Consider the following 17,904-nt stretch of genomic DNA (forward strand, 5'->3'; position numbering starts at 1 on the left):
CCCAAGGAGTCAACGATGCGTGCTGCGCTCGTCAAGGAATTCGGCCCCCCGTCCGGTCTCGTGGTGGAGGAGGTGCCCGACCTGGTGCCCGGCCCCGGCGAGGTCGTCATCGAGATCGGCGCGGTGAGTGTCAACTTCCCGGACGTCCTCGTGGTCGAGGGGACCTACCAGAACCTGCCGCCGCGCCCGTTCAGCCCGGGCAAGGAGGCGGCCGGACGCGTGATCGCGGTCGGTGCGGGCGTCGAGCGGATCACCGTCGGCCGACGGGTGCTGGCCCTGGTAGAGCACGGCGGTTACGCCGAACAACTGTCCGTCCCCGAGGAGCTGGTCATGGAGCTCCCCGACGAGATGAGTTACGAGGAAGCCGCGGCGTTCGGCCTGGTGTACTCCACGGCGTACTTCGGCCTGCTCCGGCGCGGTCAGATGAAGTCCGGTGAGACGGTGCTCATCACCGGCGCCGGTGGCGGGGTCGGGTCCGCCGGCGTGCAGCTCGCCAAGGCCCGGGGCGCCCGGGTCATCGCCCTCGCCCAGGACACCGCCAAGGGTGAACTGGCCCGCGAGCAGGGCGCCGACGTGGTGCTCACCTCGACCCCGGAGACGCTGCGCGACGACCTCCTCGCCGTCACCGACGGCAAGGGCGTCGACGTGGTGCTGGAGATGCTGGGCGGCGACTTCCTCACCCAGATCATCCGGGCCACCGCGTGGGAGGGCCGGATCGTCGTCGTCGGCTTCGCCTCCGGCGGGCAGAACCCGATCAAGCCGGGCCACCTGCTGGTCAAGAGCATCAGCGTGGTGGGCCTGCAGAGCAGCGACTACCGGGACCGGGCCCCCGAACTGATGCGGTCGACCATGGCCGAGATGTTCGACCTGTTCGTGCAGGGCAAGGTCGACGCGGCCGTCGACAGGACGTTCCCGCTGGAGAACGCCGGTGATGCCCTGCAGTACGTCAAGGAGGGCAAGGTCAAGGGCAAGGTCGTCCTCACCACCGGTCTGGGCGGCGGAGCGGGGCGATGACGCTCTGGTTCGACGACCTGGTCGTGGGCCGCTCCTGGAGCAGCCCCTCAAGGACTGTCACGGAGGCCGACGTCGGTGCCTTCGCCGGGCTCACCGGTGACCGGTTCCCGCTGCACACCAGCGAGGAGTTCGCCAAGCAGACGCCGTTCGGCACCCGGATCGCCCACGGCCTGCTCGGACTCTCCTTCGCCCACGGGCTGATGTGGGCACGCACCGGTGAACTCGACCAGTCGGTGATCGCCTTCCTCGGCATCAGCGACTGGCGGTTCACCGCCCCGATCCACTTCGGCGACACCCTGCACGTCGACTACGCGGTCACCGCCCAGCGCCCGTCGTCCTCCCACTCCGACCGCGGGATCGTGGAGTTCGAGGCCCGCGTCGTCAACCAGCACGATGTCGTGGTCCAACACGGTCTGAAGACCATGCTCATCTCCAGGGAGCGCGCCGCATGAACCACGCCTTCCTCCCCCTGGCGCACCGGCTGCACCGGAGCGGTGACCGCTGGGGGGTGGCCGCGATCTGCATCGGCGTCGGCGTCGGCGTCGGCCAGGCCCTCGCCGTCGTCCTCGAGAACCTCACCCACGGATCGGAGAACTGATGCGTCCGCCCAACAGTCTGCCTGAGAACGTCGGCGTGTACGGCGGTGGCCGCATGGGAGCGGGCATCGCGCACGCCTTCCTGCTGGCCGGCACGTCGGTGACCGTCGTGGAGGCCGCCGAACCGGCTGCCGCCGCGGCCCGTGAGCGGGTCGAGGCGAGTTTGGCCAAGGCACAGGAGCGCGGAAAGCTCGCCGGACCGCTGCCGGACGTCGTCGCCCGGCTCTCGGTCTCCACCGACCCCGGGGTGCTGGCCAGGTGCGGGCTGGTGGTGGAAGCCGTGCCGGAAGACATGGAGCTGAAGCGGCGGGTGCTGGCTTCGATGGCGGAAGCGGCCCCGGACGCCTACCTGGCGACGAACACCTCGAGTCTGCCGGTCGACGGACTGGCGTCGGACCTGCCGGCGCCCGACCGGCTGGTGGGGCTGCACTTCTTCAATCCGGTGCCGGCCAGCGAGCTCGTCGAGATCGTGGTGGGGCCGAAGACCGCGCCGGAGTTGGTGAGCGAAGCCCAGGCGTGGGTGGAGGCGCTGGGGAAGACGGCCATCACGGTCACCGACTCCCCGGGGTTCGCCAGCAGCCGGCTCGGAGTGGCTCTCGCGTTGGAAGCGATGCGGATGCTCGAGGACGGGGTCGCGTCCGCGGAGGACATCGACACGGCCATGACACTGGGCTACAAGCACCCGACGGGTCCACTGAAGACGACGGACGTGGTGGGGCTCGACGTGCGGTTGGCGATCGCGGAGCACCTCGCGCGCGAGGTGGGGGAAAGGTTCGAGCCCCCCGCCATTCTGCGAGAGAAGGTGAAGTCGGGGCACCTCGGCCGCAAGACCGGGCAGGGCTTCTACTCCTGGTGAGTTCCGCTCGTCAACGCATTGAGGCGCGCCGATCGCCCCTCGGTGCCACCGCACATCCACGAGCAGCGCGGAACAAGAACCGGGGCACCCCCGAGACCGGACTCGCAGCTCCGCGCCGTCGGCCCGAACGGGCCGACGGCGCGCTCGTGCGGTGGGGACCGGTGGCAAGGCGCTGTACACGAACGAACGACCGGATCCGCGGCGCCGTCCGCTTCCGCCGTCCCTTCCGCCTTCCGCTTCCGCCGACCGCGCCATGAGCGGTCGGCGGAAGCGGACGGCGCCGGGTGATCACAGACTCAGTACGTGTTCGCGGAGGTAGACGAGGTGCTCGTTGACGGCTTGCTCGGCCGAGTCCGGGTCGGACGCGGCGATCGCCTTGACGATTTTCTGATGCTGGCGCACGGTTTTACGGCCGACCTCGGGAGACAGGTCCAAGTAGTGGACCGGTTCGGTTTCGCGGTGCAGCGCGTGGACGAACGATGCGAGAAGCCGATTGCCCGATGCCTTGGCGATCGCGGCGTGGAAGCGGGCATCGAGATCAGGTACATCCGGATCGTCGACCGAGATGGTCTTCTGCCGCTCGACGATGTCCTGCAGCTTCGCCAGGTCCTCGTCCGAGCGGTGCTGGGCGGCAAGCCGTGCGGCCGGCACCTCCAGGTACTGGCGCAGCATGGCCACCTCTTCCACTCGGAGGTTGCCCAGTTGCAGAAGGTTGTGAAGCGACTCCTGCAGAAGATTGCCCAGGGACTGGTGGTCGACGCTGCGCACGAAACTGCCACCGCCGACGCCGGGCGTCTTGTCGATCAGCTTCTGGCTGGCCAGCGACCGCAGAGCCTCACGCACCGTAGTGCGGCTGACGTCGAACTGCCGGGCCAGTTCTGCCTCCGAGGGCAGCCGTTCACCGCTGCGCAACTCGCCTGACAGAATTGCTGCGCGGATCTTGTCCTCCACTTGCTCGCGAGGACGTAGCACCTTCTGGCCGATGAGCTTCGCCGTAGCACTGCGGGCGGCGTGTTTCGTGTGCGGTTCCACGTTTCTCGCACTCTCCCAGGTCTACACGTTGGTAAATATTAGACAGCATACCGCGAGGGTGGGCGGTGGGTGCGAGAATGCCGAACGCCCTTCGGTGCACGTCTGTTGAGGTGCGAGCATCCAGCCGGCGGAGGCCCCTTCCCGGGCGGGCTTCCGTGCCGTTGACAGGTTGGTAAATGTCTAATATTTTGCTTCTGCTCACTCGGGTGAGAGGGCTTGCCGAGGCGGGCCGACGAGGCCGACGCCCTCACCGAACACGTGAGCCCGTCGAGCCCTTCATCGCGGGGGCCGCCCGTGCGCCCCGCAACCGTGAGTGACCAGGAGACGCTTCGTGAGCTTGAGGATCGTTGTCACCGTGAAGTACGTGCCCGACGCCACTGGCGACAGGCACTTCGCCGATGACCTGACCGTCGACCGCGACGAGGTGGACGGTCTGCTCTCCGAGCTGGACGAGTACGCGGTCGAGCAGGCGCTGCAGATCTCGGAGAACTCCGACGACGACGTGGAGATCACCGTCCTGACGGTGGGCCCCGAGGACGCCAAGGACGCGCTGCGCAAGGCGCTGTCCATGGGTGCCGACCAGGCGATCCACGTCGAGGACGACGACCTGCACGGCAGCGACGCCATCGGCACCTCCCTGGTGTTGGCCAGGGCGATCGAGAAGGCCGGCTACGACCTGATCATCTCCGGCATGGCCTCCACCGACGGCGTCATGGGTGTGCTGCCGGCGCTGCTCGCGGAGCGCCTGGGCGTGCCGCAGGTCACCCTGCTCTCCGAGGTGGCGGTCGAGGACGGCACGGTCACCGGCCGCCGGGACGGCGACGCCGCCTCCGAGCAGCTCGAGGCGCCCCTGCCGGCGGTCGTCTCGGTCACCGACCAGTCGGGCGAGGCCCGCTACCCGTCCTTCAAGGGCATCATGGCGGCGAAGAAGAAGCCGGTCGCCTCCTGGGACCTGTCCGACCTCGACCTCGAGGCGGAGGAGGTCGGCCTCCAGGGCGCCTACACCGTGGTCGACTCCGCGACCGAGCGCCCGGCCCGCACCGCGGGCACGATCGTCAAGGACGAGGGCGAGGGCGGCAAGCAGCTCGCCGAGTTCCTCGCGGGCCAGAAGTTCATCTGAGCCCCGGATTCGCCGACCGCCCCTCACATTTCGCAAGCAGGAGAGAAGAAGTCCCATGGCTGAAGTTCTCGTCTACGTCGACCACGCGGACGGCGCCGTCCGCAAGCCGACCCTGGAGCTGTTGACGCTGGCCCGCCGCCTCGGCGAGCCGGTCGCCGTCGCACTCGGGGCCGGCGCCGCCGATACCGCCGCCGTGCTGGCCGGGCACGGCGCGGCGCGGGTTTTGACCCACGAGGCCGCCGAGTACGCCGACTACCTGGTGGTGCCGAAGGTGGACGCCCTGCAGGCCGCGGCCGAGCAGGTGTCCCCGGTGGCGGTGCTGGTCCCCTCCTCCGCCGAGGGCAAGGAGATCGCCGCCCGCCTGGCGCTGCGCCTGGGCTCCGGCGTCATCACCGACGCCGTCGACCTTCAGGCCGGCGACGAGGGCCCGGTGGCCACGCAGTCGGTGTTCGCCGCCGCCTACACCACCACGTCCCGTATCTCCAAGGGCACCCCGGTCATCACGGTCAAGCCGAACTCGGTCGCCGTGGAGGCCGTCCCGGCCGACGGCGCGGTCGAGGCCCTGGCCGTGACCTTCTCCGCGCAGGCCAGGGGCACCAGGGTCACCGGCCGCACCCCGCGCGAGTCGACGGGGCGTCCGGAGCTGACCGAGGCCGCGATCGTGGTCTCCGGCGGCCGTGGCGTGGGCGGCGCGGAGAGCTTCGCGGTCATCGAGGCGCTGGCCGACTCGCTGGGCGCGGCGGTGGGTGCCTCGCGTGCCGCGGTGGACGCCGGCTGGTATCCGCACACCAGCCAGGTGGGCCAGACCGGCAAGAGTGTCTCGCCGCAGCTGTACATCGCCTCCGGCATCTCCGGGGCGATCCAGCACCGGGCGGGCATGCAGACCTCGAAGACGATCGTGGCGGTCAACAAGGACGCCGAGGCTCCGATCTTCGACCTGGTCGACTACGGCGTCGTCGGCGACCTGTTCGACGTGGTGCCGCAGCTCACCGAGGAGATCAACACCCGCAAGGGCTGAGTACGCGGGCGGTAACCGGGCCCGCCGCAACACTTCTGTGGAAGCGGGCGCTTGCGTGCACAGGACGGACCACGCTGGGCGCCCTCCTTCTCGGCCCAGCCGCAGCAGTAGGCTCCCGTCGGGGTGGTTGAGGAGGGGGAGTGACCTGCCGGTGGGAGCGTGGTGATTCCCGTATGTGGGGCCCGCCGGCGTTAGCCTGCGACGGGCGGGTCATGCGATCGGGTGATGCATGAGGGAGGGGGCACTGGCGGTGGCTGTGGGCCGTTTGATCCAGTGACGGGGATTCTCATTCATCCCTTTTCATCCCCATCGCGGACCACGGGAGTGCACATGGGTCTCTGCTTTCACCGCAACTCCGACGGCACGACCACCGGGCGCAACGACGCCAGTGGGTTCACCGTGACGCATGCCGACGAGGAGGAGGTGGAGAAGCTGCTGTACGAGGACGCCGGGTGGGAGTGCACGCCGCCACCGCTTCCGGTCCCGGCCGGGTTTCATCGGTTCTCCCTGGTGCACGAGGAGTTCGATGCGGCCGGGTTCGGGGACGAGCGGTACGCGGGGCTGCGGGAGCGGCCGCCGGACGGATGTCTGCCGGTCGACCGGGGGAGCTTTGCCCTGGAGTGCGAACGGCCGGGGAGGACGCTGCTGGACGCGGTCGCCGGCACCGTCGCCCAAGTCCGGCGCGAGTACAGGCTGGTGATGAACAGCCTGGGGGTCGAGAAACCCCAGGAGTGGCTCGGCGACGACCGGGACGGATGTGCGGCGCACACCGCCGCCCACCTGCTGCTCATGGGCGTTTACCGTGCCCGGCTGCTCGGGTACGGGCGCAAGGACGTGGTCCGGTTGCTCGACGCGACCGGTATCGAGTAGCGGGGTCTCGTCGACGAGGACGGGGCTGCCTCGCAAAGGGTTGGCTGCGATCAAGGAGCCGGCCCGCCCGCTGCGATCCGGTGGTCCTGAGTGCGAGTGAACCACAGAGCCCAGTCCGGACCGGGAGTAATGACCGTAGGGCGGCAGGCAGGTGAGTCCAGGGGGATTCCTTGAGCCCGCCGGCGAGGGTGAGACGCGCGATGCGACCGCTGTGCGCGAAGGTGAGCCACAGGGCATCGTCGGAGCCGGCCGTGATGCCGTAAGGCCCGGCCTCCTTGTCCGCCACGCGGAACTCCCCAGGGGCTGGTACATCAGAAGGGGGCACAGCAACTCCTTGCGGGGTCAGGCATCGATCAACGTTCCCGACCAATGTTCTCGGATCGGTTTCTGGTGCCGATCTGTGACCGGACGGTCTGTACCCGAACATCCGCCACAGCCTCGGCCGGAAGAGAACTCCGGACCCGTCCATCGAGATGCACTGGCGTATGGACGTACTCCGACTGCACCAGCTCTGGCGTCACCGCTGACCACGAACCCGCCGGCATCCTCCGCCCTTGTCCAAGGAGTTCACCGTGCCACCCTGATTTGAGACCGCCCGCTTCCACATCGAGACAGGACCCGCAAACCTCTTCACACGAGTGCGTCACATCCTGAGCGAACCGGTACGGCTGAAGGCCCATGGCGTTCACGTCACCGAACGTCTGCGGCAACGGGGCGCATCTCTGCCGAGGTTGCCCCGCTTCGACCCGGAAGGCTGGGAGCTGGTCTCGGCCGAGGTGCGTACGGACACCGGCAAGTGGGTGAAGTCGACCTGGAGGGTGCGGGCGGACGGGCGGGACTGGTGGGTGGTGATCGGACTGGGCAACTCGCTCGTCACCGTCATCGACGTGGACCCGTGGCGCCGGGGGAGGGGCGAGGACATCATCACCGAAGGGTCCCTGTACGCACGGGTCGACGCCGTCAACGCGGAACTCATGCGCGGTGTGTGAGCACGGGCCCTCTCTGTCAGCCTTGGGTGAGACGTCCCGCTTCGGCGGGTTAGCCTGAGAGGGCACGACAGGAGAACCACCCCCTCATGACCAGCAGCAAGTCCGCCGGATCCGACCCGGCTCCCCGGCCGAAGCGCCGCACTTTCAGCCCGGAGTACAAGCTGCGGATCGTGGCCGAGTACGACGCCGCCCCGCAGAACGAGAAGGGCGCGGTCCTGCGCCGCGAGCGGCTGTACCACTCGCATGTGAAGGAGTGGCGGGCAGCGCGGGATGCCGGGGCTCTGGAGAAGCTGGTCGACCAGCGTACCGGCCCGGCGAGGCCGAAGAAGTCTGCCGCCGAGGCGGAGAACGAGAAACTGCGCCGCCAGGTGGAGCGTCTGGAGAAGGAACTGGCGCGGAACAAGGCCGCGCTGGAGGTTATGGGAAAAGCTTCCGCGCTCTTGGAAATGATCTCCGAGGGCGCGGACTGAACGCTGCCGTCACCCCGGTGGCCGATGACGCGTTCACCGGCGTCGAGGGCGTGCTGGGTGTGACTGCGGCGTGCCGGCTGACCGGCCGCTCGCGGGCCACCCACTACCGCCGGCTGCGTCCGGCGCCACCACGCCGGCCCCGCAAGCCGCAGGTCCAGCCCTCGGCCCTGACGGCCGAAGAACGGTCTGCGGTACTGGAGTTGATGAACAGCGACGAGTACGCCGAACTGGCGCCCGCGCAGATCTGGGCCCGCGAGCTGGATGCCGGGCGCTACCACTGCTCGGTCTCCACGATGTACCGGATCCTGCGCGAGAAGGGCCAGTCCGGCGAGCGCCGAAGACAGGCCACCCACCCCGCCCAGGCGGTGCCCGAACTGGTGGCCACCGCCCCGTCGCAGGTGTTCACCTGGGACATCACCAAGGCGGCCGGACCGGCGAAGGGCATCTGGTATCACGCCTACGTCATCATCGACATCTTCAGCCGCTACATCGTCGGCCACACCGTCGAGGCCGCTGAATCGGCCGAACGGGCCGAGGAGTTGATCCGCGAGACCATCGTCCGCAACGGGATCGTGCCCGAGACCGTGCACGCCGACCGCGGCACCTCGATGACGAGCAAGAAGGTCTCCCAGCTGCTGATCGACCTCGGGGTGACAAGGTCGCACTCGCGGCCGAAGGTCTCCAACGACAACCCCTACAGCGAGGCCCAGTTCAAGACCACGAAGTACATGTCGGACTATCCCGAACGGTTCGACTCGCTGGCCCACGCCCGCGAATGGTTCGACGCCTTCATCGCGTACTACAACCACGAGCACCGGCACTCGGGCATCGGCTGGCACACACCCGCCTCCGTCCACTTCGGGACCGCCGAGGAGGTCCGCGACCAGCGCGCGGTCACCCTCGCCGAGGCATACGCCCGCCACCCCGAACGCTTCGGCCGCCGCCCCCGACCACCCGAGATACCCCAGACGGCCTGGATCAACGACCCGTCCAAGCGCCGCGAACCCGCACCACAAACCTCATAGCATCACGACCGTCTCACTGGACTTGAAATCTTCCGGGGGCACCGGCTGCCCCGCTCACCAGTACAAAAGGCGAACGGGCCCCCTGATGCGGCCTGATCCGCCGGACAGGCCCCAGCTGATTGCGGCATCTCTCCTATCGGACTTCAGCGCCGCGCCAGCGCCAGCACGCTCAGTCCGAACATCAGGACCCCCAGAGGGAGATGGACCGAAGGTAGGTGCGCGATACCGAGCACGACCTGGACCGAGGCGAGGACGAGGAAGCCGGACGCGTGCCAGACGGGCCGGGGCGAGCCGCCGCCCGGCTTCCACGCCAGCACCGCCGCGAGCACGTACAGCATCGACGCCCCGTACATCACGCGGGCTCCGACACTGTGCAGCGTCTCTCCGTAGGCCGAGGTCAGCAGCAGTCCGGCGGAAACGGCTTGAAGGAAGATGGTCAGGGTCTGCAGGGCGATCGCGATCTGCAGAAACGAGAAGCGGCGCTGTGCCGTCGCCTGGGTCGCCATGCCACGGTCCCCTTTTCCGCCCGGGGGGCAGTAGATCGATAAGGTCTTACCAATCCGACGACGCAGGGCTGTGAAAGGTAAGGCGAGGAGGCGGCCGGGAGCATGGGGACGGCTGGGCGGAGCACCGATGGGACAGCCGGTGAGCGGCGCCAACTGATCAATGTCGCCTACCGGTTGCTCGGTTCACTGGCCGAGTCCGAGGACGCCGTACAGGAGGCCTACGCGCGCTGGTACGCGCTGCCGCGAAGTCGGCGGGACGAGATCGCATCCCCCGGCGCCTGGCTGACGACGGTGACCGGTCGCATCTGCCTGGACGTGCTCGGATCGGCGCGGGCCCGGCGTGAACGCTATGTCGGCGTGTGGTTGCCCGATCCGCTGCCCGACCATGCCGAGTGGGACCACGGCCGTGGCACCGACCTCGCCGACCAGATGGTTCTGGACGAATCGGTGACCATGGCCTTCCTCGTCGTCCTGGAGTCGATGACACCCGCCGAGCGGGTGGCGTTCGTCCTGCACGACGTCTTCCGGTACCCCTTCGCCGAGATCGCCGACATCCTCGGCCGGACTCCCGCGGCCTGCAAGCAGCTCGCGGCCTCCGCCCGGCGGCGGGCGCGCGTCGCGCGGGCTCCGGTGACGGCGGCCGGGCAGGCCGACGTGGTGCGGCAGGTCAAAGAGGCATGGGAGACCAAGGACATCGCGGCCCTCGTCGACCTCCTCGACCCGGCCGCCGTGATGACCGCCGACGGCGGCGGCATGGTCGGTGCCGTCCTGCGCCCGATCGAAGGCGGTGCGCGCATCGCCCAGTACATGGTCGCCATCGCCGACAAGGCTCCGGGGCTCGAACTCCTGGAGCGGTCGGTCAACGGTGTGCCGGGTCTGGTGGCCCAGCGTGCCGGAGCCGTCATGACCGTGGCCTCGTTCGATGTCGCCGACGGCCGCGTCACCCGGATCTGGGCGGTCCGCAATCCGGAGAAGCTGCGGCCGTGGGTGCGGACCGGCTAGGACTTGTCCGGCCGATCATGCCGGAGTCGGACCTGTCGCGAGTACCCGCACCGCTGGAGCCACTCATTGTCGTGCGCCGCAAGTATCTTGCGGCGCATGAAAATGGCTGACTATCTTGTACCGCATGACAAAGGGGCTGCCCGCTACCGGTGACCAGCGTCGTAGTCAGCTGCTGCGCGGAGTGCTCGATCTGTGCCTGCTGTCGCTGATCGCCGAACGGCCGCGCTACGGCTTCGAGTTCGTAGCGGCACTCGCCGACAACGGGCTCGATCTCGTGAGTGAAGGCAGTATCTATCCGTTGCTCGCCCGGCTGGAGCGGGAGGGGATCATCTCCTCGTACCGCGCCCCGTCGGCCAGCGGTGGCGCCCCACGCAAGTACTACCGCCTGACCGAAGCGGGACGTGCCGAACTGGTGAGCGGCCGGGCCGTGTGGCACGCCTTCAGCGGGCGTGTGGAGCGGATCCTGACCGCCACCGGACCCACGGGGGGAAGCGCACCATGACGGACCAGCGCACCATGACGGACCAGCGCACCATGACGGACCAGCGCACCATGACGAACCAGCAGATACTCGCGGTCTGCCGCAGCAACTGGGAGTACCGGGGCCTCGACGACGGATCTGTCCGGGAGATGCTCGACGAGCTCTCCGCTCATCTGGAGGACGCGGTGGCCGCGGGCCGCACGCCCCAGGACGTCGTGGGCGACGACGTCAAGAAGTTCGCCGCGTCCTGGGCGCGGGCCCGCGCTCCGTTTTCCCGCCGACTGCTGCGCGCGGCGGCGACGGTCTGCTCCGTGATCGGCTGGCTGGTACTGGCCACGTGTCTGGTCCGGTGGACCACCGAACGGGTCGTGAGCGTGGACGATGTCGTCTTCTGGGCCGTCCTCGCAGCGGTCACGGTCGCCTGGGAGCTGCGGCGCGGCAGTCTGGGGCTCGGCGGGAGCCTGGCGGTCGCCCTTGTCGCCGGCTCGGCCGCAGTGCTGCTCTCCCTGTGGCTGGGCGGCGACGGGGCGCTGTTCACCTTTCCGCTGTGGGCGGCCCCGGTGCTGATCCTTCCCGGGCTGCCGTACGTAGTCGCCGATGCGCGGGGCAGGAAGAGCACCGCGCCCGGCGGCGACTAGGGCCTGCCCGTCCGATCATGTACGGAGCCAGATGACGAGGGCCGCCGCAGTGGCAGTGCCGAGGAAGACGGAGCCGCGCTTGTCATATCGGGTAGCCACGGCCCGGGACTGCTTGAGCCTGTTGATCGCGCGCTCGATGGTGTTGCGTTTCTTGTGCCGCTCTTCGTCGAAGCCGGGTGGCCGTCCGCCGTGTGAGCCTTTGCGTAGGCGGGCTGCCTGGCTGTCGGTCCTTTCCGGGATGGTGTGCCGAATGTCCCGGCGTCGCAGGTACTCGCGGACGGGGCCGTTGCTGTAGGTCTTGTCGGCCCCGTCCGCGGCCGACCACCGGGTGGGTGTGTGGTCAGCGTGGTCTCACCTCGTCCGTCAGCTTGCCCTTGCGCAGGGTGAGGACGTGGTCGGACTGTGCCGCCAGGCGCTGGGAGTGGGTGACGACGACTACGCACTTGTCCTGTTCGTGGGCCAGTTCGCGGAAGGTGTCGATGATGCCCTGGGCGGTGTCCTCGTCGAGGTTTCCGGTGGGTTCGTCGGCGAAGAGGATGTCGACGTCGCAGGCCAGGGCGCGGGCGATGGCGACACGTTGCTGCTGGCCGCCGGAGAGCCGCATGACGTTGCGCGTGGCCGTGTTCCTGTCCAGGCCGAGCCGTTCCAGGAGTTCCAGAGCGCGGGCCCTGCGGCTGCCGTGGTCCGGCTTCACGCCGGTGATCTCCATGGCGGTGGTGACGTTCTGGAGGGCGGTCATGTAGGTGAGCAGGTTGTAGTGCTGGAAGATCGTGGCGGCGTGCTTGTTGCGGTAGCGGCCGAGGCCGAGCTTCGTCAGGTCCTGACCGCGGAAGCGGATGGTGCCCCGGGTGGGCGCGTCGAGGCCGCTGGCGAGGCTGAGCAGGGTGGTTTTGCCGCTGCCCGAGGGCCCCAGGACGGTGTAGAAGGTGCCGCGCCGGAAGCTGTAGTCGATGCTCTTGAGCACGGTGGTCCTGCGGCGCTGGTCGGCGTAGGTGTGGCTGACGCCGTCGAGGCGGAGGACGGGCGGGGTTTCGGTGGTGCTGGTTTCGGTGGCGCCGGTCATGGTGGCTGTCACTTGCCCTTCGTGAGGATGGTGCGGGGGGTGAGCCGCAGTACGGCGGCGGCCGGGACGGCAGTGGCCAGCAGGCCCAGGCCGAGGCCGACGCCGCCCACGGTGGCCAGGGCCGCCAGGTCGAGGCGCACTTCGACGCTGTCGATGGGGTCGGCGTTCTCCACCGGCCGGTCGTCCGGGTCGATGCCCTGGTCGATGCCGGTGGTGCCGGGAGCCGGGGGCTGCCAGGAGTCGAGCTTGTGCCGGGCCGCGGCGGCCTCTCGGCCGAGCAGCGACTGGCTCGCGCTCTGGGTCAGGCTCTGGGTGAACAGGGAGCTCAGGCCGATGGCGAGGGCCGCGACCGCGACGATTTCCAGCGCCTGCTGGGCGATGAGCTTCCCCTTCTTCTCGCCCATGGCCAGCAGTACGCCGTACTCCTTGCGGCGCTGCTTGACCGCGAGGTTGACGAGGAGGGCGAGGACGGCGGCGCCCGCGATGCCGATCAGCCACATCGCGACGGCGGCCGTGGAACTGATGCTGTCCAGCGGGCCCGTCATCTGCCGGATCGCCTTGTCGTTCGTGGTCAGCGTGAACCCGTCGAGCGCGGAACCCGCGATCCGTTCGGCCTCCTCCTTGAACCTCCCCAGGTCGTCGGCGTCGGAGAGGAGGAAGGTCGCCTTCCTGACCTGCAGGGACTCGTCCGCGGGGGCGTTGAGCCGGGCGAATCCGCCCACGGACGCGTACAGCATGTTGGCCGGGTTGACGAAGTGCTCCGGCTCGGGCTCGGAACTGGGGCGCGGATCCCGGTAGATACCGGCCACCGTGAAATCCGCCGTGGCCTTGCCCTCGTTCGCGCCCAGGGTGATCTTGTCGCCGGTCTTGAGGCCGTTCTTCCGGGCCAGCCGCTCCTCGACCAGCAGCAGGTGCTCGTCCTTGTCGGCGGCGGTGAGGTGGGCTCCGGACAGGAGCTCGAAGTTGCCGCTGCGGAAGTCGGGCAGCAGCGCGGAGTCGAGGACTCCGGTGGTGGGGGTGCCACCGGGCCCCATGCCCGAGGCCGCGGCGTCCACGCCCTCGGTCACCAGCTGGGTGCCGCCCTTGAGGACGCCCCGGTCGAACATGGAGTAGTTGTATTTCTGGACCAGCGGGGAGGTGCCCAGCTCGTCCACCGCCGTGGCGCTGATCTGAGGGGCCACGCCACCGCCGGCGCTCAGGTCTTCCAGGTCCATCTCCAGGTTGACCTCGGCACCCACGGAGCGCTTGGCCTCGTTCTTGGCCTGGGCCGTCGCGTCCTTGATCATTACGCCGGCCAGCACCATCACGGAGATGACGAGGAAGGTGCACAGGGTGATCAGGGTCCTGCCCCTGCGGGACCACAGGCTGAGCCCTGCCCGTTTGACGAAGTTCATATCGGTCGGCTCTCTCATTCCGTATCGGTTGTTCCGTAGCGGTCGTTCTGTAGCGGTCGTTCTGTAGCGGTGCGGTGCTTATTCGCTGTCGGTGAGGAGGGAGCGGGGGTGGAGGCGGAGGATCCCGATGCCGGGGACGACGGTGGAGACCAGGGAGATTCCGAGGCCGATGCCGGCGACCTTGCCGAGATCGGAGGGCTCGACGCGCATCACGGACGAGTCGGACGAGTCGGACGAGTCGGCCGGGGTGTCCGGGGAGCCGGCCCTCGGGGAGAGGGCGGGGTCCTGGCGGGCGAGCAACGCGTCGCCCGCCTGCTGGACGGCGACGTGACCGGCCAGGGCGGCGACGGCCACGGCCGGCAGGCCGACCGCGGCCACTTCCACGGCGTGCTGGCCGATGAGCTTCCACTTCTTCTCGCCCAGCGACAGAAGCACCCCGAGCTCGTCGCGGCGCTCCCGGATCTGCAGCATCACGAGGAGCCCCAGAATCAGCGCACCGGCCACGGCGGTGAGCCAGACGATCAGCCCGGCGAAGGTCCCGGCCCGCTGGATCGGACGGACCTGGTCCCTGTACGCCTTGTCGTTGACGCGGAAGTCGAACGACCCACCGCCGAGGAGCCGCCGGGCCTCGGCGTGCAGCTGCTCGGCCTGTTCCGGGGAGCCGATCCTGAAGACGGCTTCGGCGAGGTCCGCCGTGCCGGGGCTCAGCCGCTGCACCGTGCGGACCGGTACGTAGAGCACGTTGCCGGGCAGCTGGTGCGGCGGCACCCACCTCGACGGGTCCGGCGTCGAGTCCCGGTAGATCCCGACGACCGTGAGCGGCACGGTGCGCTTTCCGTCGGCCGACCGCACGCGAAGGGTGTCGCCGGCCTTGAGCCCGTTCTTCTCGGCCAGCCGCTGCTCCACCACGGCGACCCCGCGGCCGGCGTCCTCGGGGGTGATCCCACGCCCCGCCGTGATCTTGCTCGAGCCGTACGAGAAAGGCAGCAGCAGGCCCGAGTCACGCACGCCGTTCAATGCCAGGGGAGGCGGTGTCTTGAGAGGCGGTGTCTTTGCCCCGGTGCGGTCGCCGCCCGGCCCCGGGGCGTCGGACTCCAGCGGCTCGAGGCCGCGGGCCCCGGCCTCGAGCGGGAGCCGCGGGTTGTACCGGTGCACCTGCGGGGACGAACCGAGCCGGTCCGCCAGCGCCGGAGTGAGGCCCTCGCCCTTCAGCGTCACATCGACGCCGATGGTCCGCTGCGCCTCCGCCTCCTGGCGGGCGGTGGCGCCCTGCAGCAGGAAGCCGCCCAGCAGCAGGGTGCAGATGACGACGAAGATGCCCAGCAGAGCGGCGGTCCTGGCTTTCCTGGCACGCAGGCTCATGCCCGCGCGCTTGACGAAGTTCATGGCCGCAACAGAAGCAGGGCGCCCTTTGCGGCGGGATAAGCGCGTTACGGCGGCGTAAGGACGCCGGCCCCACGATGCCGGTCCCCGCGACGGTCGGGAGTCGGGAACATGCCGCTCCGCCGTCCTTATCCCCCTGCAATGCCGTGCCGGGTTTCATGGGGCCCATGAGAGTTCTGTTGGCCGAGGACCACCGCGTTCTCGCCCGTACGATCGCCACCGGTCTGCGCCGGCAGGCGATGGCCGTCGACCTCGCGGTCTCCGGGGACGAGGCCGAGCGGATGTGCCTGCTCACCGACTACGACGTGCTGATCCTCGACCGCGACCTGCCGGTCATGACCGGCGACGAGGTGTGCCGACGGCTGCGCGAACTCACCGACCCGCCGCGGATCCTGATGCTGACCGCGGCCGGCGAGATCACGGACAAGGTCTACGGGCTCACCGCTCTCGGCGCCGACGACTACCTGACCAAGCCCTTCGACTTCGCCGAACTGGTCGCCCGGATACGGACGCTCAGCCGCCGCACGCCCAAGGCGCCACGGGTGGCGCTACGACATGAGGGCATCACCCTGGACCGGGCGCGGCACGAGGTGTCCGTGGACGGCCGGCCCCTGGAACTGACACCCAAGGAGTTCGCGGTCCTGCACCTGCTGATGGAGGCACGAGGGGCGGCGGTGCCGCACGACGCACTCGTGCGTACCGTCTGGGACGAGAACCTCGACCCGCGCACCAACGCGGTGAGGGTCGCCATCAGCCGGCTGCGCCGCAAACTGGGCGACCCCGGCCTCATCACCGTGGACAAGGGGCGGGGATACCGGCTGTGCGACTGAACCCGCGGACGCTGCTGCGGGGCATGCCGTTCCGTGCCCGGCTGGCCCTGGCCTTCTCCGCGCTCTTCCTGCTGACGGGCACGGCGCTGCTGACCTTCGTGGTGCTGCTCGCGCGCTACGGGACGGCCCGGCAGGTCGAAGCGATCGAGATCACCAAGATCGACGCGCCGAGCGGCAGCGAGTTCTCCGGCGAGTCCTCCGGAGGGTACGCGCAGCCCACGGACCCTCAGGGAACTTTTCCGCCGCCGGGCACGACCGGCGACGGCATCGCCTTCGTCCGCCAGATCGACCAGACCGTACAGGCGGTGCAGGACACCGCCCTGCGGCAGATGGTCCTCTGGTCGGCCGTCGGCCTGCTCGTCACGACACTGCTGGCCGGACTGCTCGGCCGGTGGCTGGCCGGGCGGGCACTCAGGCCGGTCGCCGCGATGACGGAGACCACCCGCCGGATCAGCGAGCACAACCTGCACCAGAGGCTGGCGCTCACCGGCCCCGACGACGAACTCCACCGCCTCGCCGACACCTTCGACACCATGCTCGACCGGCTGGAGAAATCGTTCGAGAGCCAGCGGCGCTTCGTCGCCAACGCCTCCCACGAACTCAGGACACCCCTCGCGGTCCAGCGCACCAGCCTGGAGGTCGGCCTCGCCGACCCCCTCCCCGACGGCCTCGCCGAAGTACGCGAGGACCTCCTCACCGCCAACCGCGAGGCCGAGCAGCTGATCACCGCACTGCTGCTGCTCGCCCGCAGCGACCGCGGCCTGGAGGAGACCGAGACCGTGGACCTGTCGGCCGCGGCCCGGCTGGTGGCGGCCGAACTCGCCCCACAGGCCGAGGAAGGCCGAGTGGACGTGGCCGTGACGTCGGACCGGCCGCTGACCGTCCTGGGCGATCCGCTGCTGCTGCGCCACCTGCTGACCAACCTCATCCGCAACGCCATCCAGTACAACCACCCCGGCGGCCGGGTCCGGGTACGGCTCGAAGGCCACACGCTGACCGTGACCAACACCGGGCCCCCCGTGCCCGCCGACCGGATACCGGACCTCTTCGAGCCCTTCCGCCGTCTCACCCAGGACCGCGTCGGCACCACCGGCCACGGGCTCGGCCTCGCCATCGTCCGCTCCATCGCCGAGGCCCACGGAACCGAGGCGACGGCCGAACCCGGCCGGCCGGGCGGCCTCACCGTCACCGTCCGCTTCCCCTGACGCATGACGTGGCCCCGCGCCGATGCGGTCCGACCGCACGCCCGACCACTCAAATCCGTACGGCGAGTTACGCCGGGGGCCGCGCCGCGCGTCGCGATGTGCCCGGCGGGCCCCGGTGCGGCCGCCATCGTGTCGAGGACGTACGGCAGCAGCCCGGCGTCCAAGCCGTGCGGTTGCCCGGTGAGGGCGCCGGCCGGGTACGGGATCTGTCTTTCTGCGGGATCTGTCTTTCTGACGTTGCACAGACTCTTCAGCTGTGGGCCCGCTCATGGCAGTCCGAGCCGAGAACCTCTGGCAGACAACGCTGTCAGGCACTGTCCGTCAGGCGCTCGGGCAGCCCTGTCCACTCGTTCTCGCAGAAGGAGTACCCGCATGCCCCTCGATCGTCGGCGGCTTCTTCACAGCGGCGCTG

Annotated in this window: 20 protein-coding genes and 2 pseudogenes; 15 read left to right on the forward strand and 7 right to left on the reverse strand. The window is 69.5% G+C overall.

Going from position 1 to position 17,904, the window contains the following annotated elements; all coding sequences use genetic code 11:
- Window positions 1-15: 15 nt before the first annotated feature.
- Genes V4Y04_RS32675 through V4Y04_RS32690 form a run of 4 tightly spaced genes read left to right on the forward strand, consistent with a single transcriptional unit; the run spans window position 16 to window position 2,466 of the window.
- Window positions 16-1,014 carry an NADPH:quinone oxidoreductase family protein gene (locus V4Y04_RS32675; RefSeq protein WP_332431948.1) on the forward strand — a complete coding sequence of 333 codons (999 nt, stop codon included), beginning with the start codon at window positions 16-18 and terminating at the stop codon, window positions 1,012-1,014.
- Window positions 1,011-1,466 (forward strand): MaoC/PaaZ C-terminal domain-containing protein, encoded by a 456-nt coding sequence (locus tag V4Y04_RS32680; RefSeq protein ID WP_332431949.1) that lies wholly within the window; start codon window positions 1,011-1,013, stop codon window positions 1,464-1,466. The genes V4Y04_RS32675 and V4Y04_RS32680 overlap by 4 nt, the downstream gene beginning before the upstream one ends.
- On the forward strand, window positions 1,463-1,612 hold the full coding sequence (locus V4Y04_RS32685; protein ID WP_332431950.1) for a hypothetical protein: 150 nt from the start codon (window positions 1,463-1,465) through the stop codon (window positions 1,610-1,612). Before V4Y04_RS32680 ends, V4Y04_RS32685 begins: the two co-directional genes overlap by 4 nt.
- Complete coding sequence (locus tag V4Y04_RS32690) at window positions 1,612-2,466, forward strand: 3-hydroxyacyl-CoA dehydrogenase family protein (RefSeq protein WP_332431951.1); 855 nt, start codon at window positions 1,612-1,614, stop codon at window positions 2,464-2,466. The genes V4Y04_RS32685 and V4Y04_RS32690 overlap by 1 nt, the downstream gene beginning before the upstream one ends.
- Window positions 2,467-2,754: 288 nt before the next feature.
- Here the strand turns inward: V4Y04_RS32690 and V4Y04_RS32695 are convergent, their stop codons facing one another.
- Entirely contained in the window at window positions 2,755-3,498 is a 744-nt protein-coding gene (locus V4Y04_RS32695; protein ID WP_332431952.1) for a FadR/GntR family transcriptional regulator, read from the reverse strand.
- Between the two features lie 331 nt (window positions 3,499-3,829).
- On the opposite strand from V4Y04_RS32695, the gene V4Y04_RS32700 reads away from it, so the two are divergent.
- The 3 genes from V4Y04_RS32700 (at window position 3,830) to V4Y04_RS32710 (ending at window position 6,506) form a co-directional block, all read left to right on the forward strand.
- Window positions 3,830-4,618, forward strand: coding sequence for an electron transfer flavoprotein subunit beta/FixA family protein (locus V4Y04_RS32700; RefSeq protein ID WP_332431953.1), 789 nt, complete (start codon window positions 3,830-3,832; stop codon window positions 4,616-4,618).
- Between the two features lie 55 nt (window positions 4,619-4,673).
- The gene (locus V4Y04_RS32705) at window positions 4,674-5,636 is read left to right on the forward strand and encodes an electron transfer flavoprotein subunit alpha/FixB family protein (protein WP_332431954.1); all 963 of its coding nucleotides are present in this window, start codon (window positions 4,674-4,676) and stop codon (window positions 5,634-5,636) included.
- Between the two features lie 330 nt (window positions 5,637-5,966).
- On the forward strand, window positions 5,967-6,506 hold the full coding sequence (locus V4Y04_RS32710) for a hypothetical protein (RefSeq protein WP_332431955.1): 540 nt from the start codon (window positions 5,967-5,969) through the stop codon (window positions 6,504-6,506).
- 74 nt (window positions 6,507-6,580) lie between these two features.
- On the opposite strand, the pseudogene V4Y04_RS32715 reads toward V4Y04_RS32710, so the two are convergent.
- A pseudogene (locus V4Y04_RS32715) lies at window positions 6,581-6,831 on the reverse strand (virginiamycin B lyase family protein); the annotation flags it as partial.
- Between the two features lie 313 nt (window positions 6,832-7,144).
- Here V4Y04_RS32715 and V4Y04_RS32720 point away from each other — a divergent pair.
- The 3 genes from V4Y04_RS32720 (at window position 7,145) to V4Y04_RS32730 (ending at window position 8,990) form a co-directional block, all read left to right on the forward strand.
- Window positions 7,145-7,495 carry a hypothetical protein gene (locus V4Y04_RS32720; protein ID WP_332431956.1) on the forward strand — a complete coding sequence of 117 codons (351 nt, stop codon included), beginning with the start codon at window positions 7,145-7,147 and terminating at the stop codon, window positions 7,493-7,495.
- Between the two features lie 86 nt (window positions 7,496-7,581).
- Window positions 7,582-7,965: a transposase gene (locus tag V4Y04_RS32725; protein ID WP_109383656.1), complete on the forward strand. Its 384-nt coding sequence runs from the start codon at window positions 7,582-7,584 to the stop codon at window positions 7,963-7,965.
- A gap of 59 nt (window positions 7,966-8,024) precedes the next feature.
- Window positions 8,025-8,990, forward strand: a complete 966-nt coding sequence (locus tag V4Y04_RS32730; RefSeq protein WP_443080163.1) for an IS3 family transposase — start codon at window positions 8,025-8,027, stop codon at window positions 8,988-8,990.
- Window positions 8,991-9,133: 143 nt separating this feature from the next.
- Here V4Y04_RS32730 and V4Y04_RS32735 read toward each other — a convergent pair whose 3' ends face one another.
- Complete coding sequence (locus V4Y04_RS32735; protein WP_332431957.1) at window positions 9,134-9,496, reverse strand: hypothetical protein; 363 nt, start codon at window positions 9,494-9,496, stop codon at window positions 9,134-9,136.
- Window positions 9,497-9,598: 102 nt separating this feature from the next.
- Between V4Y04_RS32735 and sigJ the strand changes: the two genes are divergently transcribed.
- The 3 genes from sigJ (at window position 9,599) to V4Y04_RS32750 (ending at window position 11,617) form a co-directional block, all read left to right on the forward strand.
- The gene (gene sigJ / locus V4Y04_RS32740; protein ID WP_332431958.1) at window positions 9,599-10,498 is read left to right on the forward strand and encodes an RNA polymerase sigma factor SigJ; all 900 of its coding nucleotides are present in this window, start codon (window positions 9,599-9,601) and stop codon (window positions 10,496-10,498) included.
- Window positions 10,499-10,622: 124 nt separating this feature from the next.
- Window positions 10,623-11,000, forward strand: coding sequence for a PadR family transcriptional regulator (locus tag V4Y04_RS32745; RefSeq protein ID WP_332431959.1), 378 nt, complete (start codon window positions 10,623-10,625; stop codon window positions 10,998-11,000).
- Entirely contained in the window at window positions 10,997-11,617 is a 621-nt protein-coding gene (locus V4Y04_RS32750) for a hypothetical protein (protein ID WP_332431960.1), read from the forward strand. Before V4Y04_RS32745 ends, V4Y04_RS32750 begins: the two co-directional genes overlap by 4 nt.
- Window positions 11,618-11,632: 15 nt before the next feature.
- On the opposite strand, the pseudogene V4Y04_RS32755 reads toward V4Y04_RS32750, so the two are convergent.
- The 4 genes and pseudogenes from V4Y04_RS32755 to V4Y04_RS32770 form a co-directional block, all read right to left on the reverse strand.
- Window positions 11,633-11,949: pseudogene (locus V4Y04_RS32755) on the reverse strand (transposase); the annotation flags it as partial.
- 8 nt (window positions 11,950-11,957) lie between these two features.
- Complete coding sequence (locus tag V4Y04_RS32760; RefSeq protein ID WP_332431961.1) at window positions 11,958-12,692, reverse strand: ABC transporter ATP-binding protein; 735 nt, start codon at window positions 12,690-12,692, stop codon at window positions 11,958-11,960.
- On the reverse strand, window positions 12,689-14,092 hold the full coding sequence (locus tag V4Y04_RS32765) for an ABC transporter permease (RefSeq protein ID WP_332431962.1): 1,404 nt from the start codon (window positions 14,090-14,092) through the stop codon (window positions 12,689-12,691). Before V4Y04_RS32765 ends, V4Y04_RS32760 begins: the two co-directional genes overlap by 4 nt.
- A 60-nt stretch (window positions 14,093-14,152) precedes the next feature.
- Window positions 14,153-15,460, reverse strand: a complete 1,308-nt coding sequence (locus tag V4Y04_RS32770; protein WP_332431963.1) for an ABC transporter permease — start codon at window positions 15,458-15,460, stop codon at window positions 14,153-14,155.
- A gap of 164 nt (window positions 15,461-15,624) precedes the next feature.
- Here V4Y04_RS32770 and V4Y04_RS32775 point away from each other — a divergent pair, with 164 nt between their 5' ends.
- Together V4Y04_RS32775 and V4Y04_RS32780 are read left to right on the forward strand one after the other, a co-directional pair.
- Window positions 15,625-16,287, forward strand: a complete 663-nt coding sequence (locus tag V4Y04_RS32775; RefSeq protein WP_332431964.1) for a response regulator transcription factor — start codon at window positions 15,625-15,627, stop codon at window positions 16,285-16,287.
- A complete protein-coding gene (locus V4Y04_RS32780) occupies window positions 16,278-17,492 on the forward strand; it encodes a sensor histidine kinase (RefSeq protein WP_332431965.1) in 1,215 nt (404 codons plus the stop codon). Before V4Y04_RS32775 ends, V4Y04_RS32780 begins: the two co-directional genes overlap by 10 nt.
- Window positions 17,493-17,904: the final 412 nt, after the last annotated feature.

Source organism: Streptomyces sp. P9-A2 (assembly GCF_036634175.1).
In the GTDB taxonomy this organism is placed as follows: Bacteria; Actinomycetota; Actinomycetes; order Streptomycetales; family Streptomycetaceae; genus Streptomyces; species Streptomyces pratens.